This is a genomic window from Alloalcanivorax gelatiniphagus (genome assembly GCF_005938655.1).
In the GTDB taxonomy this organism is placed as follows: domain Bacteria; phylum Pseudomonadota; class Gammaproteobacteria; order Pseudomonadales; family Alcanivoracaceae; genus Alloalcanivorax; species Alloalcanivorax gelatiniphagus.
In genome coordinates, this window is sequence record NZ_VCQT01000027.1 from 24,280 (window position 1) to 43,199 (window position 18,920).

Consider the following 18,920-nt stretch of genomic DNA (forward strand, 5'->3'; position numbering starts at 1 on the left):
ACTTCAGTCGCGATCCCCCCGCGATCCCACCCCCCGCGATCCCCCACCGCCCCCGGATCGCGGCTGAAGCCGCTCCTACAGGTTGCTGCCGCCGTTAATCGAACTGATCGTTCTCGCTGGCATAGGCCACGAACAGACAGCCGGCGCCCACGTTGATGGCGCCGGTGGGGCTCATGGTGGAAACCAGCAGCTTGATGCCTTTATCGTCGGCGGCGGCTTTCAGGTCACCGTAGCCGGGCATGGCCGGCACCCGCTCCATGTCCCCGGCGTAACTCAGGCACACATGGCGGGAAATCAGGTGTCCGCCACGGATGCGGCCGGCCACGTGCTCGAACAGGCGGCGCACCGACTTCTCGTAGCTGCGGTTGACCGTGGCCGGGTTTTCCTCGCCGCCGTGGATACGGATAACCGGGTGCATGGACAGCGCAGAACCCACCGTCAGCGCCAGCCCGCGCATGGAATCCGAGAGCCGCTTGCGCTCGCCCTTCTTGAAGCCCCGGTCGCGCACATAGCCCAGATCCTCGGGCACCATATAGCCACAGATATGCGGGATCATCTGGTCAATGTTCAGGCGGATGGCGTTGCGGTTGGCGCCGCTGCGGATCAGCTCCACCGCCTCGCACACCAGCACCGCGGTGCCGGAGAACAGGGTCTTGCTGTCGATCACCCGCATGGAGAAGGGTCCGGGCACGCCGGCGTCGGCGCGCACCTTCTGATACTCCTTGAGGATCGAGAACGAGGCCTGGGTGGCGTTGTCGAAAATCTGGCTGCGTTTACCGGAGACGGTGATGCAGAACACCAGGTCGTAGTCGAGCACCAGTTCCTCGAGAAACACCGAACGAATCTGGTCCACGGAAAACGGAATTGATTCCGCGTCGCGGCCCTTGGCGTCCAGCTGGTCCCGATAAAAACGGGCGGTGTCGGCACTGCCGCGCTTGTCCACCAGCAGCTCGTCGCCGAGCCGGATGGAAATCGGCAGGATGCGGATATTGTGTTCCTGGTAATAGGCTTCGGGTAAATCGCAGGTGGAATCCACGACGATACCGATACGCATGATCGTTCCCCCAGTCTTGTTGTTATTGGTTTTGTTCACCGCCGCGCCCCAACAACCACGGACAGCGAACCTCCAACCATCGACGCTAAGGGAAAACGGAGGCAAGGCAATTGGCGCCCCACCGCCTCGACACGGGCGCGGCGGCAAGCCGCCGGCGCCGGTCAGGCCGGTTTCTTCTCGATCCAGTAAAGATACAGCTCGCCGTCACGGCCGCTGTCCAGCAACCGGTGGCCGAGAAACTGGCAGAACTTTGGGATGTCACGCTCGGTGGAGGGGTCGGTGGCGCGCACTTCCAGCACCTCGCCGGGTGCCATGTCGCGCACCTTGCCGTGCAGCATCATCACCGGCTCGGGGCAAAGCAGGCCGGTGGCGTCCAGATGGTGGTGGGGCTGAATATCAGTCATGGCGGGTATCGGCTTCCCCGGGGGCGGTCCAGAAAAGGGCGGCCATTATAACCAACCCGCCAAGGGCGGCGGCAAGCAGGAAGTGGCCATCGTAGCCGAATCGGGAGGCACTGAAGCCGCTCACCAGGGTGAACAGGCCGGTGGCCACCAGGTACAGGGACGCCTGCAAGGTGTAATCGGTGCCCTCCCGGTCGCGGCGGCAGTAATCCATCATCACCACGAACAACGCCACCGTGGACAGCCCGTCGGCGAACTGCTCGAACAGTGCCACCGGCCAGATCCAGGCCGGCGTATGCACCGCCGCCCACCAGCCCACGAAGGCCAGCGCCTGCAGAGCACCAAAGCCGATCAGCGCGACCCGGCGGCGCATCCGCAACAAACACAGGCCTCCCAGCGCGGCGCCGGCCATGCCCACCAACGACGCCACCAGATCGAGCTGGCCGATGGCGGTCTGCGACCAGTGCTGGTCGACCAGAAACGGCTTGATCATGCGGCTGCCGAAACCGTCGCCGACCTTGTAACCGATCAGGATCACCGCCCACCAGCCCAGCCCCGGGCGCCGCCAGAACGACCGGAACGGCCGCCACCAGGCCCGGCCACGGGGGACCGGTGGCGGCGGGCGCTGCTCCGCCGGTTCCGCGAAAGCGGCCACCGGAATCAGCAACAGCCCGGTAAGCAGGGCCATGCCGATCAGACTGCCGCGCCAACCGATCCAGTCCGTGGCGATCAGCAGCAACCCGCCGCTGAGCATCAGGCCCACCTTGTAGCCCAGCACCTGGAGACTGTTGCCCGGCCCGCGCAGGTCCGGGCGCAGCAGGCGCACCGCCAGGCCATCGGCGGCCACGTCCTGGGTGGCGCTGGCCAGGTTGAGCAACAGCAGCAGCAACACCAACAGCGGGAAGCCAGCCTGGAACCAGGGCGCCCGGCCGGGCACCGCCAGCACCAGCAAAATCACCATCACCAGCCCTTGGCAGGCCAGCACCCAGCGCTTGCGATGGCCGGGCCGCCCCCAGCCCAGCCGGTCCACCCAGGGTGCCCACAGGAATTTCAGCGCCCAGGGCAGCGCGGCCAGGGCCAGCAGACCGATCCATTCCCGGGACAAACCCGCCTCCCGGGCCAGGGACGGCACCGCCTTGGCCAGCAGGCCGGCGGGCAGGCCCTGCAGAAAATACAGCACCGCCAGCGTGCCCAGCAGGGCCGGCACCGACGGCTGCCGTTCAGGGGGCACGGGTGTCCACCCAGACGGTGATTTCCTCCCGGTCGTGGTAAAGATGGGCGGCCTGGATCAAGGTCCCCGGGCGCTGCCGTTCCAGGCCACTGGCCAAACGCTCCAGCAGGGCCTGGCTCTCCCGGTAGCGGCGCGACATGGGCAGCTTGAGATTGAACAGCGCCACCCGGGCCCAGCCCTGCTCCAGCCACTTCTGCATCAGCGCGGCGGTGCGCGCGGGCTTGTCCACCACATCACACACCACCAGATCCACCGGCCGCTCCGGGCGCCAGGTAAAGGCATCTCCGGACACATGGCGCACCGGGTATTCGTCCAGCAGCGCCGGCGCCAGCTTGCCGTGGTCCACGCCGGTGACCTTGAGGCCCAGCCGCGCCAGCTGCCAGCTCCAGCCGCCGGGGGCGGCGCCCAGATCCACGGCGGTGTGCAACCCGGGCGGCTTGCCGCGCCCGACGAAGCGCAGCAGCGCCTCCTCCAGCTTCAGCGCCGAGCGGCTGGGCGCCTCCGGCGACAACCGCAGGCGGGTCAGACCGCCCTCCGGCAGCGGAATACCCGACGGGCTGAGGCCCACATGGCCGTGGCGGGAATCGTCGAAAAACAGATGCAGACGCCGGTCGGCGTTGCCGCGCAGCAACCCGGCCTTGCGCAGCTTGGGCTCCAGGGCCTTGCGAAAACCGCGCAGAAAGCCGGCCAGTTCGCGGCCCGCGTTGGTATCGGCGTGCTCCAGAAACAGCTCGGAGAACGGCCCCTGCAGCTGCAACTCCGGCCACAGGGCACCGATGCGATCCTGCTCCGGTAGATCCTCGAAGGACGCCGTCAGCGGGTAAAATGAACGCCCGAAAACCAGCCCGGTTTGCAGCAACGCTTCCGGGTTGCCTTGCAGGTTGTTCCACAGCACATAGCCGCTGCCGTCGCTGGTGCGGGGGTAACCGGACGCCCCCAGCTCCGCGCAACGATCGGTAAGCTCCGCCGCCAGATCCGACTCGAACCCCGGCCGGCACAGGGCCAGGAACATTTCCTCGGACATGTTATCTCCTTTGGTAGGAGCGGCTTCAGCCGCGATCCAGGCAATGGCCAGTTGAAAGTTCAAAGTTGAAAGGTCCGCGCTGAAACGATATTGCGCGGCCTTCGGCCATGGCCGGCTTTCCCGGGAGCCGAAATCGCGGGCAAGGCCTTGCTGGGTCGCAGGGCCCGGTCCGCGTTTCAACTTTTAACTTGTAACTTTCAACTCCGCCTTAATCGCGACTGAAGTCGCTCCTACAACACGTGGCGGGTGGCTACTTAACGAACACCACCGTCTTGTTGCCGTCGACGATGATGCGGTCTTCCAGGTGCCAGCGCACCGCGCGCAGCATCACCTGGCGTTCCACGTCCTGGCCCAGGCCACGCAGTTCGGAGGGGGAGTGGCGGTGGGAGACCCGTTGCACGTTCTGCTCGATGATCGGGCCCTGGTCCAGGTCCTCGGTGACATAGTGGCTGGTGGCGCCGATCAGTTTGACGCCCCGGTCCCAGGCTTGCTGGTAGGGGTTGGCGCCGACGAAGGCGGGCAGGAACGAGTGGTGGATATTGATGATGCGATGCGGATGCCGGGACACGAACTCCGGGCTCAGGATCTGCATGTAGCGGGCCAGTACGATCACGTCCACCTGCCCTTCCAACAGCTCCAGGGCCTGGGCTTCCGCCTCCGCCTTGTTGTCCTTGTTGACCGGAATGTGGTGGTAGGGAATGCCGAAGCGCTCCACCTCGTCACGCAGGTCGTCGTGGTTGCTGATCACCATGGGAATGGTGGCCGGCATATCACCCCGGGAGACCCGCCACAGCAGGTCCATCAGCACGTGATCATGGCGCGACACCAGAATCGCCATGCGCTTCTTGGCGCCGGGCGGGCTGATGTGCCAGTGCATGCCGTAGCGCGACGCTACCCGATTGCGGAAGTTGTTTTCCAGGGCCTCGTGGCTGCAGTCCAGGTCCGGGGTCTGGAATTCCAGACGCAGGAAGAAGGTGCCGTCCTGCTGGTCGCTGGAGTGCTGGTCAAAATCGGTGATGTTGGCGCCGTGGTTGTACAGAAAAGTGGAAACGGCACTGATGATGCCCGGCTGGTCCGGGCAGGTTACGAGCAGGCGCGCGGTGGCGTCGTCAGCGGCGGTCATTGAAGTCTCCGTGTGCATCGCCGAAATAAAGCCGCCGGTAGGCGGACGGGGTTTGGTGAGTCCATTTCTTGAACGCCCGGTGGAACGAGCTGGCTTCGCTGAAGCCCATCAACAGGGCGATTTCGTCGATGCTCAGTTCCGGTTTGGACAGGTAGTACACCGAGGCGTCCTTGCGGATCGAATCCTTGATCTCCTGGTAACTGGTGTTGCCCTCCTTGAGCCGGCGGCGCAGGGTCTGCGGGGTCATGTCCAGCTTTTCGCAGATTTCCCCGAAGTCTGGGAAATGGTTGCCGTACTCCTCGGAGATAATGGCGCGGATGCGCGCCGGCAGGCCCACATTGTGGACCTTGCCGTCAAACAGCCGGGCCAGGGAATCGCGCAGGAACTTGGACAGCGACAGTTCATTCTGCACCAGCGGCAGATCCAGATAATGGGCCGGGAACACCACCTGGTTCAGGTCGCTGCGGTGGTAGGTGGGGCAATCGAACATAAAGCGGTACTCGTCGTCCTCGCGCACCGGCTCGTAATCCAGATACACGGCCTCCGGTTCCACCGGCTTGCCCACCAGCCAGCTCATGAAGCGCAGGGACAGGAACAGCATCGCCTCGATGATCACATCGCGGAAGTCCAGGCGCGGGTCCACCCGGGTAATCAGCCGAGCCTGGTCGCCGTCGCGCACCAGGACGCTGCCCACGCTCAGGTCGAACAGCCCGTAGAAATCGATGCCCCGGGTCACCGCCGCCTCCAGATTCGGGCAGTTGATCACCGCATGGGCCATCATCGAGAAGGTGCCGGGCTTGGATTTGCGGCCCTGGCCGAAGCCCAGGAACTCGTCCTGGGTCTGTTCCATAACGCGCAGCATAAGCTCAATGAAGGTACCACGCTCAATACGTGCATCCGGGTCCTCCAGGACCCGCCGCTCAATGCCACAGTCATCCAACAGGGCGGGGATACTCACACCACCACGGGCGGCGCCCTGCAGCACCTTCACCACGCGGCGCACATTGATGGTTCTTTTCTGAATCATTGGCGGTCCTGAAGCGTCTTCGTTCCCCCGGGGAACCCTGCCCGAGGCGGGCAAGCGCCCCATGATAATGAAACTGACGCCGAATGGCATGGCCGGCACCGTGGTTCATCGCCCAGCCACCCTGGCCGGAGCGGCAAGCGGCCCTTTCAATTAAATTAAATGTTAATTAAATTAACACCATGAAAAAGACCCCCGACACTCCCCCGCGACGGCGCGGCCGCCCCAGCCAGGAAGCCGGCAACCTGCGCGACCGGCTCCTGGACAGCGCCGTGGGCCTGTTCGGCGAGCACGGCGTGGCCGGCACGCCGCTCAACCGCATCGCCCGTGACGCCGGCGCCACCCCGGCGCTGATGCACTATTACTTCGGCAACAAAGACAAGCTGCTGGAGGCCATCGTCGAGGAACGCATCCTCAGCCTGATGGCCCCCACCGCGGATATCATCCTCAACGCCGACCCGGAGCGCCCGGCCCGGGCGGTGATCCGCGACCTGACCCGGCACCTGATCGTCACCGTGGACTCCGCCCCCTGGCTGCCGCCGCTGTGGATCAAGGAAATCATCTCCCTGGAAGGCCGGCTGCGGCCGCTGCTGATGCGCCGCAACGTGCCCGGCCTGTTCCGGCGCCTGGGGGAAATCGTCGCCCGGGGCCAGGCCCGGGGCGAGCTCAACCCGGACCTGGAGCCACGTCTTTTCCCCATCTCGCTGATCGGGCTGACCATGTTCACCCTGGCGGCGCGGCCGATCTGGTCACAGCTGCCGGACCACGGCGACATCGACACCGACGATCTGATCAACCACGTGCTGGCCCTGCTCGACCGGGGCCTCGGAGGACCACCATGAACGCCGTTGCCCGCCTGCTCCCCGCCGTCTGCTGCCTGGCCCTGCTGAGCGCCTGCGACGACCGGCCGGAGCCGCTGCCCGGAACCCTGGAATGGGACCGGGTGGATATCCTCGCCGAGGCCTCGGAGCCGGTCACCGAAATGGCGGTGCGCGAGGGGCAACAGGTGGAGCAAGGGCAGCTGCTGCTGCGCCTGGACCCCCGCCGCACCCAGGCGAAGCTGGACGAAGCCCGCGCCACCCTCCAACAGCAGCAGGCGCGGTTGACGGAGCTGCGTCACGGCGCCCGCATCGAGACGGTGGACGCCGCCCGGGCGGAGCTGGCCCAGGCGCAAAGCGACCGGGACACCACCCGCACCGCCCTGAAACGGGCCCGGGCCCTGCGCGAGCGCGGCGCCCTGGCCAAGGCCGGCCTGGACAATGCCCGCAACGCCTTCGACACCGCCGAGGCCCGGGTCGACGCCCAGAGAGCCCGCCTCACCGAACTGCTCCACGGCACCCGCCCGGAACAGCTGGAACAGGCACAGGCGGCGGTGGCCAGCGCCGAGGCCCGGGTCGCCGGCCTCACCGTAAGCCGCCAACGCCTGGATGTGAGGGCGCCGGCGCCGGGGCGGGTGGACGCCCTGCCCCACCGCCTCGGCGATCAGCCCGCCGCCGGCACCCCCCTGGTCACCCTGCTGGCCGGCGACGCGCCCTACGCGCGGGTGTTCATCCCCGAGCCCCGGCGCACGTCGGTAAACCCGGGCGACCATTACCGGGTACAGGTGGACGGCATCGACGAACCGTTCCAGGCGGTGGTGCGAAGCGTGCGCAGCGAACCGGCCTTCACCCCCTACTATGCGCTCACCGGCGACGACGCCAACCGGCTCTCCTACCAGGCGGAGCTGGTGCTCCAGGGCGAGGCCGCGCAACAACTGCCCGCCGGCCTGCCCTGCCAGGCCTGGCCGGTGGACGGCCAGGGAGCACAGGGCGATGACTGATCAAGACGCCGGCCCGGCGATCCTCACCCGGGGCCTGACCCGCCGCTTCGGCGATCTGGTGGCGGTGGATCACCTGGATCTTTCCGTGCCACGGGGCCAGGTGTACGGCTTTCTCGGCCCCAACGGCTGCGGCAAGTCCACCACCATCCGCATGTTGTGCGGGCTGCTGCTGCCCAGCGAGGGCGACATCCAGGTGCTGGACCTGGACATCCCCCGCCAGGCCGAGGCGCTTAAACAACGCATCGGCTACATGACCCAGAGCTTCTCTCTGTATCGGGACCTGAGCGTACGGGAGAACCTGGACTTCGTGGCGCGGCTATTCGGGTTGTCCCGGGGGCGACGGCGCGAGCGGCTGGACCAGCTGTTCCACACCTACCGGCTCGGCACCCTTGCCGACCAGTTGGCGGGCACCCTGAGCGGCGGCCAGCGGCAACGGCTGGCGCTGGCCGCCGCCGTGCTCAACGACCCGGAGCTGCTGTTTCTCGACGAGCCCACCAGCGCGGTGGACCCGCAATCCCGGCGCGACTTCTGGGACGTGCTGTTCGGCCTCGCCGACGGCGGCACCACCCTGCTGGTCTCCACCCATTACATGGACGAGGCGGAACGCTGCCACCGGCTGGCCATTCTTCAGGACGGCGCCCTGGTGGCGGAAGGCAGCCCGGCGCGGCTCAAGGAGGAGATGCGCGGAGTTTCCCTGCTGGTCACCACCGCCAACCCGCGCCGCGCCCAACATGCCCTGGACGATCAGGAAGGCGTCCGTTCCTGCGCCCAGATCGGCGCCACCCTGCGCGTGCTGGTGGACGACGAAGCGACCCTGGCCACGGTGCGCCAGCGGGTACGCGATGTGGACCCGGACGCCACCGTGGCGGTCACCGACGTTAACCTGGAGGACGTGTTCGTGGCCGCCACCCTGGGGCGCCCGGAACACGGCGAGGCACGGTCATGATCGGGTTCAGCGTGCACCGCCTGTGGGCGGTGGTTACCAAGGAGCTGCGCCAGCTCAAACGCGACCGGCTCACCTACGCCATGATCGTGGGCATCCCGATCATGCAGCTGCTGTTGTTCGGCTACGCCATCAATATGGACGTGCGCCACCTGCCCGCCGCCGTGGTGGACCAGGCCCACAGCAGCCGCAGCCGCCAGGTGATCGACGAGCTGCACCAATCCCGGGTGTTCGATTTTCTTTACGCACCGGCCACCAGCAGCGGCGCCCAGACCCTGCTGCGCAACGGCGACGTCAAGGTGATCGTGGTGGTGCCGGCGGACTTCGAGCACCGGCTCACCACCGACCAGCCGCCCCTGCAGCTGATCGTGGACGGCTCCGACCAGGTGGTGCAGCAGGCCGCCCGCCAGTTAAGCCAGTTCCCGGTTCGCGCCTACCTGCGGGGCCAGTCCCTGAGCCCGCCGTCCAGCCCGGTGGCGGTGGCCGCCTACTACAACCCGCGGCGTCAGGCGCCGCTGAACACCGTGCCCGGCCTGATCGGCGTCATCCTTACCATGACCATGGTGATGTTCACCGCCATCGCCCTGGTGCGCGAACGGGAGCACGGCAACCAGGAGTTCCTGATCACCACGCCGCTGTCGTCGGCGGAGCTGACCCTGGGCAAGGTGCTGCCGTTCATCGGCATCGGGGTGATCCAGACCAGCCTGGTGCTGCTGCTCGGCCATTTGATCTTCCAGGTGCCGGTGCGCGGGCCGCTGCTGGATCTGTACCTGGCGGCGCTTGTGTTTATCGTCGCCAGCCTGGCACTGGGCATCCTTATTTCCACCGTGGTGCGCAGCCAGTTCCAGGCCATGCAGGCGGCGATCTTCACCTTCCTGCCGCAAATCCTGCTGTCCGGCTTTATGTTTCCGTTCGAAGGCATGCCGCGCCCGGCCCAGTGGTTCGCGGAGATCCTGCCGCTCACCCACTTCGTGCGGCTGAGCCGGGGCATCATGTTGCGCGGCGCCGATCTCACCTCGCTGTGGCCGGAACTGCTGGCGCTGGGGGTGTTCTCGGCGGTGGCCCTGGGCGTGGCCATCCTGCGCGTGAACAAACGTCTCGACTGAAACACGCCGGCGCTGGCTTGACCCGTCGTTGATGGCGGTTGGCTATGCTGTCCTGGGCAGCCACCCAAGCCCGGCCACGAAAAGGACGTCCCATGCCCCGCCCACGCCTGATCCTGATTCTCGGCGACCAGCTCAGCACCGGCCTGACCAGCCTGGCCGAAGGCGACCCGGCCCGGGACCGCATTGTCATGGCCGAGGTGCGCGAAGAAGCCGGCTATGTACCCCACCACCGCAAGAAGCTGGCGTTCCTGTTCAGCGCCATGCGCCACTTCGCCGCGCGCCTGCGCCGCCAGGGCTGGACGGTGGATTACCATCAACTGGACGACGGCCTGGAGGACCTGTGCGAAGCGGTGCTGAAAAGCGCCCGGGATCTCGACCCCGCCGAATTACTGGTCACCGAACCCGGCGAATACCGCCTGCGCGAAGCCATGAAGCGGCACTGGCCCCAGCGCCTGAGCCTGTCGGTGCGGCTGCTGGAGGACCACCGCTTTCTATGCTCCCGGGAGGCCTTCCGGGACTGGGCCGCCGGCCGCAAACAGCTGCGCATGGAGTACTTCTACCGGGACATGCGCCGCCGCACCGGCCTGCTGATGGAGCCGGACGGCAAGCCGGTGGGCGGCCGCTGGAACTTCGACGCCGACAACCGCAAGCGCTACGACGGCAAGCACCGGCTGCCCGGCCCGCCGCGATTTGAACCGGACGCCACCACCCGCCAGGTGATCGACCAGGTGGCCGAACACTACCCGGACCGCTTCGGCGATCTGGAGCCATTCTGGTTCGCGGTCACCGCCAGCCAGGCGGAACAGGCCCTGGAGCATTTTCTGGAGCAGGCCCTGCCCCACTTCGGCGACTACCAGGACGCCATGACCGAAGGCGACGACTTTCTGTTCCACAGCCTGCTGAGCCTGTACATCAACGCCGGCCTGCTCGACCCGCTGCGGGTCTGCGAGGCGGCGGAACGGCGCTACCAGCAGGGCCAGGCGCCGCTCAACGCGGTGGAGGGCTTTATCCGTCAGATCCTCGGCTGGCGCGAGTACGTGCGCGGCATCTACTGGCTGATGATGCCGGACTACAAGGAACAGAACCGGCTGGGCAGCCACGCCGACCTGCCCTGGTTCTACTGGAGCGGCGACACCAAGATGCGCTGCGTGGCGGAAGCGGTACGCGCCACCCGGGAACACGCCTACGCCCACCATATCCAGCGCCTGATGGTCACCGGCAACCTGGCCCTGCTGCTGGGCGTGGACGTGAAACAGATTCATGAGTGGTATCTGGCGGTCTACGCGGACGCCTACGAATGGGTGGAGCTGCCCAACACCCTGGGCATGGTGATGCACGCCGACGGCGGCTACCTGGGCTCCAAACCCTACGCCGCCAGCGGCAAATACATCCAGCGCATGTCCGACTACTGCGCCGGCTGCGCCTACAAGGTCAGCAGCGCCGAGGAGAGCAACAGCTGCCCCTTCAACAGCCTCTACTGGCACTTTATCCAACGCCACCGCGCCCGTTTTGAAAAACACCCGCGCATGAGCCGGGTGTACAAAAACTGGGAACGCATGGACCCCGACAAACGCCGCGCCATCCTCGCCCGCGCCAACGCCCTGCTGGAACACCCGGAAGAGCTGTAGCCAATGCCAACGCTTGAATGTTGCTGCCCCCTCCATGGGCTTGTTGATGCTGTAGGAGCGACTTCAGTCGCGATCACCCACCGTGCCATCTTCATCGCGACTAAAGTCGCTCCTACAGCCCCCCCCCGCGACTAAAGCGGAGCGCCGCCCGCTCGCTCCCACAGCAATCTCAAGCACCAACGCCACACCGCGACGCGGCTGGAACACCAGGAAGACCTGTAACCAATGCCAACGCTTAAATGTTGCTGCCCCCTCCATGGGTTAAATGGAATCTGTAGGAGCGACTTCAGTCGCGATCACCCACCGGTGCCATCTTCATCGCGACTGAAGTCGCTCCTACAGCCCCTCCCCGTGCCGCCTGACCTCGTAGCGTCTCGGATAGAACCCACCACGGACCCCACCAACGGCTTTTGATCAATCAGCCTTGTGACGCCTGCATCTCAAAGGTGATGCCGATGCGTTTGGCTTCTTCCGCCGCCCGTTGGCGGCGTTGCTCCGGATCGCTGATCAGGTCCGCGAGCAGTTGTTGTTGCAGTTGCTGGGCCTGGGAGGTGTCCATCTCCCGTTGATCCACCCGCTGCGGAATATCATCAAGCAATTGCCTGGCGATGGCGTGTCGTTGATCCGTCTGCTCACTGCCCTTGAGCTCGTCCCAGTGTTCGCGCAGCTTGGCGAAACGTATCCGGTTGACCAGCCGTGTCAGCTCCCGGTCACTGTCCGCTTTGCTGGCGGCCACGCTCTTCAGCACCCGCCATTCCATCGGCGAAACAAAATCCGGGCGCTCATGGATCGGGCCATCGAATTCCGGTTCTCCCAACTGGCCCTGCACCGCCCGGGCTGCCTGTTCCTGTTGTTCGGCCAGCTCACGGTACTGTTCGCTGTCCTGTTCGGTTTGCGCACTGTCCCCTTTGGTGGCGACAACCTCATCGGTGGGGCTGTCTTGCGCCTCCGGGCTGCCCGGCGACGACCACCAGAACCAGGCGGCACCGGCCACCACAACAACGACCGCCAGTCCCGACCACTTCAATCTACTCATGATCCCTCCTTGATAGGGGGCGCCGCACAGCGTGCGGCGCCCGGGCTGTTGCCGCCATTACCAGGTGGTGGGCGCCGGCGGGCTCACGTTGAAGGAGTACTCCTGGCCCGGACCGGACATCAGGGTTGTGAACAGGCTGTTGAACAGGCCGCAGTCTTTCATGGGCGGGAAGGTGGTGGTGCCGGTGAAGGTCAGATTGCCCGCGCCGAGATCGGAGATCGGGCCGTCGAATTTCACCGGGAAGGCCACCGGATTTTCCGTCTTGCAGCCAAAGGGAATCTGCAGCACACCGGCGCCGGCGGACTTCACCGTGATATTGGCGAAGGCCTGGCCGTCCACATGCAGCTGGCCCTGATTGTCCAGGGAAGCGCTGCCGCTGGTGCTGCTGCTCGGTTCCACGGACAGTTTCACATCCAGGGGAAGCACGATGTTGAGCTTGGTGGAGAAGTCCGGGACCGCCAGATCACCGTCCAGGGTGCCGGCGGTCATGTTGGTGTCGGCGGTAAAGGTGGATTCCTCCGGCAACTCCACGTCCTGATCCAGGGTGGCCAGGTGAATATTGGCGTCCAGCGGCCATTGGTCCAGGGTGACCACGAAATCGCCGCCGCCCGGGTTGGCGTTGGCGGTGGGTCTGGGTTTCAGGGTGAGACAGGTGCCCAGGGTGAACTCACCGGCCATGCGGTCGTCCAGCCATTCGAGCACCGTGGGGGCCGCCTGGAATTGCGTGACGATGTGTTCACTGGGGTACACGCCGAAGGTCACATTGCTGAACTTCCGACAGTATTTTTTCTTCAGCGCCAGGTGCTGATCAAGTGGAATGAACTCGTCCGCCGTACCGTGGTACTGGTAAATCGGCACCGGCATTTTTTCACCGCCCAGGGCCTGCTCTTCCAGGGTGTCATTGACGGAGGGAATGCTGATCAGTTGCTGCAGCGACTGGTTGCCGACGGTGTATTCGGCGATGTCCTTGTTCATGTAATCGAACAGGGTGTCGAACACACACTGGTCCGCTTTGACCTTATCGATTTCCGCCTTGCCGTAGGGGCTGGCCAGGGTGTCCAGCGGAATGCCCTGGGGATATTGCTCGGCCAGACCGATCACCGCCTGCAGCAGGAAGGAAGAGCCGGTGCTGGCGTTCAGGTACTCGGCGGTGTCGAAGAAATTCGCCGGGGTACCGCCGGAGGCCACCGCCACCAGGTCCACATCCGGGGCGTAATCGGGCTGCAATTCGCCGGCCCGGGCGGAGGTCTGACCGCCCTGGGAGTAACCCCACACGGCGACCCGGGTATTGCTGGTGACGCCACTGCCCGGCAGTTGGCGGGCGGCGCGCACGATATCCAGCACCGCATGACCCTGGGCGGCGCCGGACATGTAGGTGGGCGAATCACCGGTGGTATAGCCCGGGTTGTCGGAGACCAGAACGGTATAGCCGGCCCGCAGGGCCGCCGCGATATTGGCGTTTTCGTAGTCGGTGCCGTTGGCCATCTGCAGGGAGGGCGCGCAGCGCTGGGCCAGCCCGTGTGTGCCCACCGCATAGCTGATCACCGGTCGTTGCCCGGAGCCCTGCCACGGCGCCTGCGGCACCAGCACGGTGCCGGTGACCCGGTTGCTGTCGCCCTTGGCATCGGTGGAGCGATAGACCAGGTTCCAGGCCTGGTGGGCCACCGCGTTGGCGCCCAGGTCCACGGTGGTTTGCCGGTACCAGGTCAGGTCGCCGGGGGCGCCGGAGGTCATCTGGGGCGGATCGTAAAAGCTCATATCGTTCGGGCCGACCATGGCCGCTTGAACGGTGAGCGGAGTCACGCCCAGTGAGACCACCAGCCCCAGCAAGGGCGAGGCCATTTTTTTTGTCATACGCATGAGAGTCTCCTTGTATGTTTTTTGTATTCCTCCGGCGGCGCCCAACGTAAACGCACACCGGGAAGCTGAAAGCTAATCAGCCGGGCCGCCCGGTGCAGGATGATTCAGGACATTTATCGGTTAAATATGGCCAGCTGAATTTGGCCACCGCTCTTATGGCCATTTTTGTGACGGCGGTGGCGGGCAGGTGTCAGGGGAGACGGCCGGCGCGGTCAGCGAGCCGTGGGGCCTTTCTCCATGAATTCGCTGGGGGAGAGCCCGGTCCAGCGGCGGAATGCCTTGGCAAACGCGGAAGAGTCGGTGAAGCCGAGCATCATGGAAAGTTCGGTAATGGATTGCCCGCCACGGGCGAAATACTCCCGGGACAGGCGCTGGCGCACCCGGTCCAGTTCCTTTTGATAGCTGGTGCCCTGCTCCGCCAGTTTGCGGCGCAAGGTGCGCCCGCTCATGCCCATTTCCGAGGCGGCATTCTCCAGCGAAGGAAAAGCGCCATAGTAGCGCAACAGCATGCGCCGCAGACGCAGCGGCAGAAATCGCATGGCCCGGGTGGGGATGTTCTCGAACAGGATTTTTTCCGCCGACATGGCCATCAGCCGATTGGCCAGCGGCAGTTCCGCCTCGGCCAGGCTGGCGGGGCCGACGATGCGGGTTTCCGGCTGGTCAAAATGCACCGGGCACTTGAAATAGCGGCGATAGATATTTCCCCACGCCGGCTCCGGATAATGAAAATCCACGCGGAAGTCATGGCGTTCTTTATCGATAAGATGCCACATGATGTTGTAGAAACTCACCATGTTCAGCTCGAAGAAAAAATGGCTATAAGGCGCCAGTGAAATCTCTTCCCTGATGGCGAAAATACCCAGGTCACCCTCGATGCGCGGGGCCATGGAAAGCGGCGGAAAAAGTTCATCGCAGAAGCGGGAAATAACATCCAGGCACTCGCGCAGGGTGGTTTGGGTGACCGCCGCCACCCCGGCCATGCCATGGTGGGAAATGGTCATCAGGTTCCCCATGGCCAGCCCCAGATAAGGCATTTTCAGGGCCTTTACCGCCTGATCCACCAGCGCCACCACCTGGCGGGTGCTGACGAAGCGGTTGGCTTCATTGGGGCTGTAATCGATGCCCGCATTCCGATAAAAAACCTGCTGATCAATGCCGATGATCACCTCGAGAATTTCGTGAGGTTCATCGATTGTCATGTGCGATTTTTTCAATAGCCATTCCGGCTCCAGCCTCAGGCTTTTTCGTAAATCAAAATAGGTCTGTATATGGCCCAGGGGAATGCAGGGAGAGTCTCTTTCCATGATACGGCTTCGCCTTATTATTCTCGTGGTGCACCTGGTTTAAGGGTTTTTATTTCCATCCGGCCGGATTCGGCAGGCCGAAAATATCCTGACAAAGAACAATATTTCAAGGCAGCAGAGACAGCGGTAACAGTTAGCAAAGCAGTAACAGCGGCGGACCCACATTCTCCGTAGGAGCGACTTCAGTCGCGATGCGGATGCCCCAACCTTTGATCGCGACTGAAGTCGCTCCTACGGGAGATGTGGTCCGTTAGGTCCGGGCAAAAGCAGGCGTTCTTTTTTTGTAGTACATTGTCCGTCAGACCGAACACCGGACATCACCACCAATGGCACCACCACAATGAAAGACACTCCACGCCGAAGCCGCCGTGGCCGCCGCCCGTCGGCGGAGGGCGAACGCAAGGACCGGGTGATCCAGACCCGCGTACCCCAGGACCTGGAAGACAGCCTGCGCACCGCCGCCGAACGGGAAAGGGTCACCGTCTCCCATCTGATCCGCAACGTGCTGGAAGACAGCTTCCGGCTGGTGGACGGCATCGTCGCCGACTCCTCGCAACTGGTGGACAACGTGGCCCGGGACGCCCGCCGCCTGGCCTCCGCCGCCAAGGGCCAGCCCCGGGAGCCCGCCGCCTTCGTGCCCGCCGATCAGGGCGGCACCGTGGCCCGGGCCCTGCTGGACAGCGTGGACGCCTGGCAGGAAGTGATCGTCAACCGGCCCACCCAGTGCACCCGCTGTGGCATCGCCCTGGCCCGGGGCCACAAGGCCCTGCGCGGCCTGACCACGGAACCGGCGGCGCCGGTGGTGTGGCTGTGCCACGACTGCCTGGAGCGCGACCCCGCCGATTGATTATCGCGACTAAAGTCGCTCCTACGGGGGACTTCTGGATGTAGGAGCGACTTCAGGCGCGATTCCCCCATTCCAGCCACCACCGCCAGCCCGATACCCACCCTCTCCTTACCTGATTTTTGTAACAGGTGTTCACATCGCCATTGCCAGACCGGTCTCGCTGCCCTATTTTGTAATACATTAAATGACAAGGGGCAGCTTCCATGACCGTTACCGAGCACGCCAAACCGGCCACGCCCGCCAACCGCGAGCCCGCCGGCTCCACCACCGGCCAGCAATGGCCGGCCCTGAAAGCGTTCAGCGGCCATCAGCGTGATGGTGGCCTGGGCGCCTGGCTGGCGGTCATGGAAGGCACGCTGAAGGCCATCGAACGCACCGCCTGGCAGGGCCGGCAACTGGCGGACCAGGCCCTGGTGGCCTGGCGCGCCTTCGAGAGCGGCGCCGGCGGTGTGGCCGACGAGTGCCAGGAACTGGCCCGCGAAGCCAAGCGCTGGCCGGCCCGCCTCAAGCGGCTGTCGATCACCGGCTGGATGCTGACCCGGGTGCTGGCCAGCTACCGCCTGTGGGGCACCCGCTCCGCCTTTCTACCCTCCAGCATGCGGCAGTCCGCCCTGGACGCTCTGCATCGCAAGAACGCCCGCCGGTTCCGCAAAACCTCCCTGGAACAGGGCGGCGCCTTTCTGAAGATCGGCCAGATTCTGTCCAGCCGGCCGGACCTGCTGCCCGCCGCCTGGGTAGAGGAACTGGCCCAGTTGCAGGACCAGGCCCGCCCGGAAAGCTTCGAGGCGGTGCGGGCGGTGATCGAGGCGGAATTCGACGCGCCCCTGGAGCAGCTGTTCGAGCAGTTCGACCCGGAGCCGCTGGCCGCCGCCAGCATCGGCCAGGTGCACCGCGCCCGTCTGCCGGACGGCCGCCAGGTGGCGGTGAAGGTGCAACGGCCGGGCCTGGATGACGTGATCGAGCTGGATCTGTCGTTGCTGAAAATCTTTATCGACAGTGTGCGCGGCGCTCTGCCACCGATGGATTTCGACACCATCATCGGCGAGATTCAGCGCACCGTGCGCGACGAGTTGGATTACCGGGGCGAGGCCCGCGCCATGCGCCAGGTGCGCGCCGCCCTGGACGGCAAGGACGCGGTGACGGTGCCCGCCACCGTGGACCATCTGTGCAGCCGGCGGGTGCTGACCAGCGAATTCATCGACGGCCGCAAACTGACCACGGTGCTGGACGAATACCGCCAACAGGGCCGCGACGAAGCCATCGCCGCCACCCTTCACACCCTGCTGGACGCCTGGTTCCACCAGGTGCTGGTGGGCGGCGTGTTCCAGGCCGATCCCCATCCGGGCAACCTGCTGGTGGAGCCGAGCGGCCGCCTGGTGGTACTGGATTTCGGCTGCACCATGACCCTGCCGGAACCGTTCCGGCGCGGCTATTTGCGGGTGTTGCAGGCGTCCATCGTCGGCGAGCGCCAGGTGATCGCCGAGACCCTGAATGAACTGGGCTTCGTGACCCGCAGCGGCGAGCCGGACACCCTGCTGGCGTTCACCGACGCCCTGCTCGACCAGCTCCGCGACGGGCTGCTCACGGCGGGCAACGACGGCAGCCAATGGCCCGGCCCGGAACAGGTAATGGCCCAGGTCCGTGACCTGCTGATTCGCATGGGCGACGACCCGGTGGAAAAAATCCCGGCGGAGTTCGTGATGCTGGCGCGGGTGTTCGGCACCCTGGGCGGGCTGTTCCTGCACTACCAGCCCCGGGTGGACATGGCCCGGCTGGTGCTCGCCTACCTGAGCAACCCGGCCACCCTGGGCGAGCAGGCGCCGGTGGCGGCGGCGCCGTCACCCTGGTGGCGCCGCTGGCGGCAGCCACTGACCGGTCAGGCCGGCGGCTGATTCATCCAGGCCCGCTCCAGGGCCGCCGCCATCCGTTCGTTGCCCCAGTACAGCTCCCCGTTCACCACGAACGAGGGGGCGCCGAAAATATCCAGCTCCCGGGCCCGCTGCACGTCGGCGCGCAGCCGCGCGCCGCCCTCCTCCGCCTGGGCCCGCTCCAGGGGCCCGTCGTCCAGACCGGCGGCGCGCAGGCAGGCGGACACCACCGTGGGCGTGGCCGGATCACGGCGCTCGGCGAAGCCGGCCCGGAACAGGGCCCGGCAGTACGCCGGCAGGCGCTGGTCCGGCTCGATCCAGGTGGCGGTTTTGGTGGCCAGGACGCTGTTGAACGGAAAGCGGGTGGGCCTTTGCCAGGGCACCCCCAGGCGCCGGCTCTCCCGCTGCAGATCCCGCCACAGATAGCGCCCCTTGGCGGGAAACAGATTGAACGGCGAATCGCTCCAGCCCTGCTCCTGGAAGATCGGCCCCAGCAGGAACGGCTTCCAGCGCACCGTCACGCCGGCCTCGGCGGCGGCGGGCTCAATGGTTTCCGCCGCCAGATAGGCATACGGACTGGCGAAATCGAACCAGAACTCCAACTCGGCCATGGCTGCTCCCTGCTGCCTCCCCAAAACGGTCAGTTTAGGCG

The 18,920-nt window shown here is 65.6% G+C and carries 17 protein-coding genes; 7 read left to right on the top strand and 10 right to left on the bottom strand.

All coding sequences use genetic code 11. From position 1 onward, the window contains the following. Positions 1-94: 94 nt before the first annotated feature. The 6 genes from FGS76_RS07930 to FGS76_RS07955 all read right to left on the bottom strand — a co-directional run bounded on the left by FGS76_RS07930 (position 95) and on the right by FGS76_RS07955 (position 5,860). A complete protein-coding gene (locus tag FGS76_RS07930; RefSeq protein ID WP_138772091.1) occupies positions 95-1,054 on the bottom strand; it encodes a DegV family protein in 960 nt (319 codons plus the stop codon). 161 nt (positions 1,055-1,215) lie between these two features. Further along, the gene (tusA, locus tag FGS76_RS07935; RefSeq protein WP_138772092.1) at positions 1,216-1,458 is read right to left on the bottom strand and encodes a sulfurtransferase TusA; all 243 of its coding nucleotides are present in this window, start codon (positions 1,456-1,458) and stop codon (positions 1,216-1,218) included. Beyond that, a complete protein-coding gene (locus FGS76_RS07940) occupies positions 1,451-2,686 on the bottom strand; it encodes an MFS transporter (protein WP_240692466.1) in 1,236 nt (411 codons plus the stop codon). Before FGS76_RS07940 ends, tusA begins: the two co-directional genes overlap by 8 nt. Beyond that, entirely contained in the window at positions 2,676-3,710 is a 1,035-nt protein-coding gene (gene rlmM, locus FGS76_RS07945) for a 23S rRNA (cytidine(2498)-2'-O)-methyltransferase RlmM (protein WP_138772093.1), read from the bottom strand. Before rlmM ends, FGS76_RS07940 begins: the two co-directional genes overlap by 11 nt. Before the next feature lie 250 nt (positions 3,711-3,960). Beyond that, positions 3,961-4,833 (bottom strand): formyltetrahydrofolate deformylase, encoded by an 873-nt coding sequence (purU, locus tag FGS76_RS07950; protein WP_138772094.1) that lies wholly within the window; start codon positions 4,831-4,833, stop codon positions 3,961-3,963. Continuing rightward, complete coding sequence (locus FGS76_RS07955; RefSeq protein ID WP_138772095.1) at positions 4,820-5,860, bottom strand: AraC family transcriptional regulator; 1,041 nt, start codon at positions 5,858-5,860, stop codon at positions 4,820-4,822. The genes purU and FGS76_RS07955 overlap by 14 nt, the downstream gene beginning before the upstream one ends. 179 nt (positions 5,861-6,039) lie before the next feature. On the opposite strand from FGS76_RS07955, the gene FGS76_RS07960 reads away from it, so the two are divergent. From FGS76_RS07960 to FGS76_RS07980, 5 genes are all read left to right on the top strand, one after another. Continuing rightward, a complete protein-coding gene (locus FGS76_RS07960) occupies positions 6,040-6,699 on the top strand; it encodes a TetR/AcrR family transcriptional regulator (RefSeq protein ID WP_138772096.1) in 660 nt (219 codons plus the stop codon). Beyond that, complete coding sequence (locus FGS76_RS07965; RefSeq protein WP_138772097.1) at positions 6,696-7,676, top strand: HlyD family secretion protein; 981 nt, start codon at positions 6,696-6,698, stop codon at positions 7,674-7,676. The genes FGS76_RS07960 and FGS76_RS07965 overlap by 4 nt, the downstream gene beginning before the upstream one ends. Continuing rightward, positions 7,669-8,622, top strand: a complete 954-nt coding sequence (locus FGS76_RS07970) for an ABC transporter ATP-binding protein (RefSeq protein WP_205717217.1) — start codon at positions 7,669-7,671, stop codon at positions 8,620-8,622. The genes FGS76_RS07965 and FGS76_RS07970 overlap by 8 nt, the downstream gene beginning before the upstream one ends. Further along, on the top strand, positions 8,619-9,725 hold the full coding sequence (locus FGS76_RS07975; RefSeq protein WP_138772098.1) for an ABC transporter permease: 1,107 nt from the start codon (positions 8,619-8,621) through the stop codon (positions 9,723-9,725). The genes FGS76_RS07970 and FGS76_RS07975 overlap by 4 nt, the downstream gene beginning before the upstream one ends. Positions 9,726-9,817: 92 nt before the next feature. Further along, positions 9,818-11,353 carry a cryptochrome/photolyase family protein gene (locus tag FGS76_RS07980; protein WP_138772099.1) on the top strand — a complete coding sequence of 512 codons (1,536 nt, stop codon included), beginning with the start codon at positions 9,818-9,820 and terminating at the stop codon, positions 11,351-11,353. A 418-nt stretch (positions 11,354-11,771) separates the two neighbouring features. Here the strand turns inward: FGS76_RS07980 and FGS76_RS07985 are convergent, their stop codons facing one another. The 3 genes from FGS76_RS07985 to FGS76_RS07995 all read right to left on the bottom strand — a co-directional run bounded on the left by FGS76_RS07985 (position 11,772) and on the right by FGS76_RS07995 (position 15,448). Further along, complete coding sequence (locus tag FGS76_RS07985) at positions 11,772-12,389, bottom strand: hypothetical protein (RefSeq protein WP_138772100.1); 618 nt, start codon at positions 12,387-12,389, stop codon at positions 11,772-11,774. A 57-nt stretch (positions 12,390-12,446) separates the two neighbouring features. Then, on the bottom strand, positions 12,447-14,249 hold the full coding sequence (locus FGS76_RS07990; RefSeq protein WP_138772101.1) for an alpha/beta fold hydrolase: 1,803 nt from the start codon (positions 14,247-14,249) through the stop codon (positions 12,447-12,449). 212 nt (positions 14,250-14,461) lie between these two features. After that, entirely contained in the window at positions 14,462-15,448 is a 987-nt protein-coding gene (locus tag FGS76_RS07995; protein WP_240692467.1) for an AraC family transcriptional regulator, read from the bottom strand. A 445-nt stretch (positions 15,449-15,893) separates the two neighbouring features. Here FGS76_RS07995 and FGS76_RS08000 point away from each other — a divergent pair, with 445 nt between their 5' ends. Together FGS76_RS08000 and FGS76_RS08005 are read left to right on the top strand one after the other, a co-directional pair. Then, the gene (locus tag FGS76_RS08000; RefSeq protein WP_138772103.1) at positions 15,894-16,400 is read left to right on the top strand and encodes a hypothetical protein; all 507 of its coding nucleotides are present in this window, start codon (positions 15,894-15,896) and stop codon (positions 16,398-16,400) included. Between the two features lie 203 nt (positions 16,401-16,603). Beyond that, the gene (locus tag FGS76_RS08005; protein ID WP_138772104.1) at positions 16,604-18,292 is read left to right on the top strand and encodes an ABC1 kinase family protein; all 1,689 of its coding nucleotides are present in this window, start codon (positions 16,604-16,606) and stop codon (positions 18,290-18,292) included. Here FGS76_RS08005 and FGS76_RS08010 read toward each other — a convergent pair. Then, entirely contained in the window at positions 18,277-18,879 is a 603-nt protein-coding gene (locus FGS76_RS08010; RefSeq protein ID WP_138772105.1) for a 2-hydroxychromene-2-carboxylate isomerase, read from the bottom strand. The two genes, FGS76_RS08005 and FGS76_RS08010, sit on opposite strands and share 16 nt — an antisense overlap. Positions 18,880-18,920 lie beyond the last annotated feature (41 nt).

Coding starts and splice junctions, on each gene's coding strand:
- FGS76_RS07930 (WP_138772091.1), bottom strand. CDS start 1,054: ATGCGTATCGGTATCGTCGTGGATTCCACCTGCGATTTACCCGAAGCC.
- tusA (WP_138772092.1), bottom strand. CDS start 1,458: ATGACTGATATTCAGCCCCACCACCATCTGGACGCCACCGGCCTGCTT.
- rlmM (WP_138772093.1), bottom strand. CDS start 3,710: ATGTCCGAGGAAATGTTCCTGGCCCTGTGCCGGCCGGGGTTCGAGTCG.
- purU (WP_138772094.1), bottom strand. CDS start 4,833: ATGACCGCCGCTGACGACGCCACCGCGCGCCTGCTCGTAACCTGCCCG.
- FGS76_RS07955 (WP_138772095.1), bottom strand. CDS start 5,860: ATGATTCAGAAAAGAACCATCAATGTGCGCCGCGTGGTGAAGGTGCTG.
- FGS76_RS07960 (WP_138772096.1), top strand. CDS start 6,040: ATGAAAAAGACCCCCGACACTCCCCCGCGACGGCGCGGCCGCCCCAGC.
- FGS76_RS07965 (WP_138772097.1), top strand. CDS start 6,696: ATGAACGCCGTTGCCCGCCTGCTCCCCGCCGTCTGCTGCCTGGCCCTG.
- FGS76_RS07970 (WP_205717217.1), top strand. CDS start 7,669: ATGACTGATCAAGACGCCGGCCCGGCGATCCTCACCCGGGGCCTGACC.
- FGS76_RS07975 (WP_138772098.1), top strand. CDS start 8,619: ATGATCGGGTTCAGCGTGCACCGCCTGTGGGCGGTGGTTACCAAGGAG.
- FGS76_RS07980 (WP_138772099.1), top strand. CDS start 9,818: ATGCCCCGCCCACGCCTGATCCTGATTCTCGGCGACCAGCTCAGCACC.
- FGS76_RS07985 (WP_138772100.1), bottom strand. CDS start 12,389: ATGAGTAGATTGAAGTGGTCGGGACTGGCGGTCGTTGTTGTGGTGGCC.
- FGS76_RS07990 (WP_138772101.1), bottom strand. CDS start 14,249: ATGCGTATGACAAAAAAAATGGCCTCGCCCTTGCTGGGGCTGGTGGTC.
- FGS76_RS07995 (WP_240692467.1), bottom strand. CDS start 15,448: ATGACAATCGATGAACCTCACGAAATTCTCGAGGTGATCATCGGCATT.
- FGS76_RS08000 (WP_138772103.1), top strand. CDS start 15,894: ATGAAAGACACTCCACGCCGAAGCCGCCGTGGCCGCCGCCCGTCGGCG.
- FGS76_RS08005 (WP_138772104.1), top strand. CDS start 16,604: ATGACCGTTACCGAGCACGCCAAACCGGCCACGCCCGCCAACCGCGAG.
- FGS76_RS08010 (WP_138772105.1), bottom strand. CDS start 18,879: ATGGCCGAGTTGGAGTTCTGGTTCGATTTCGCCAGTCCGTATGCCTAT.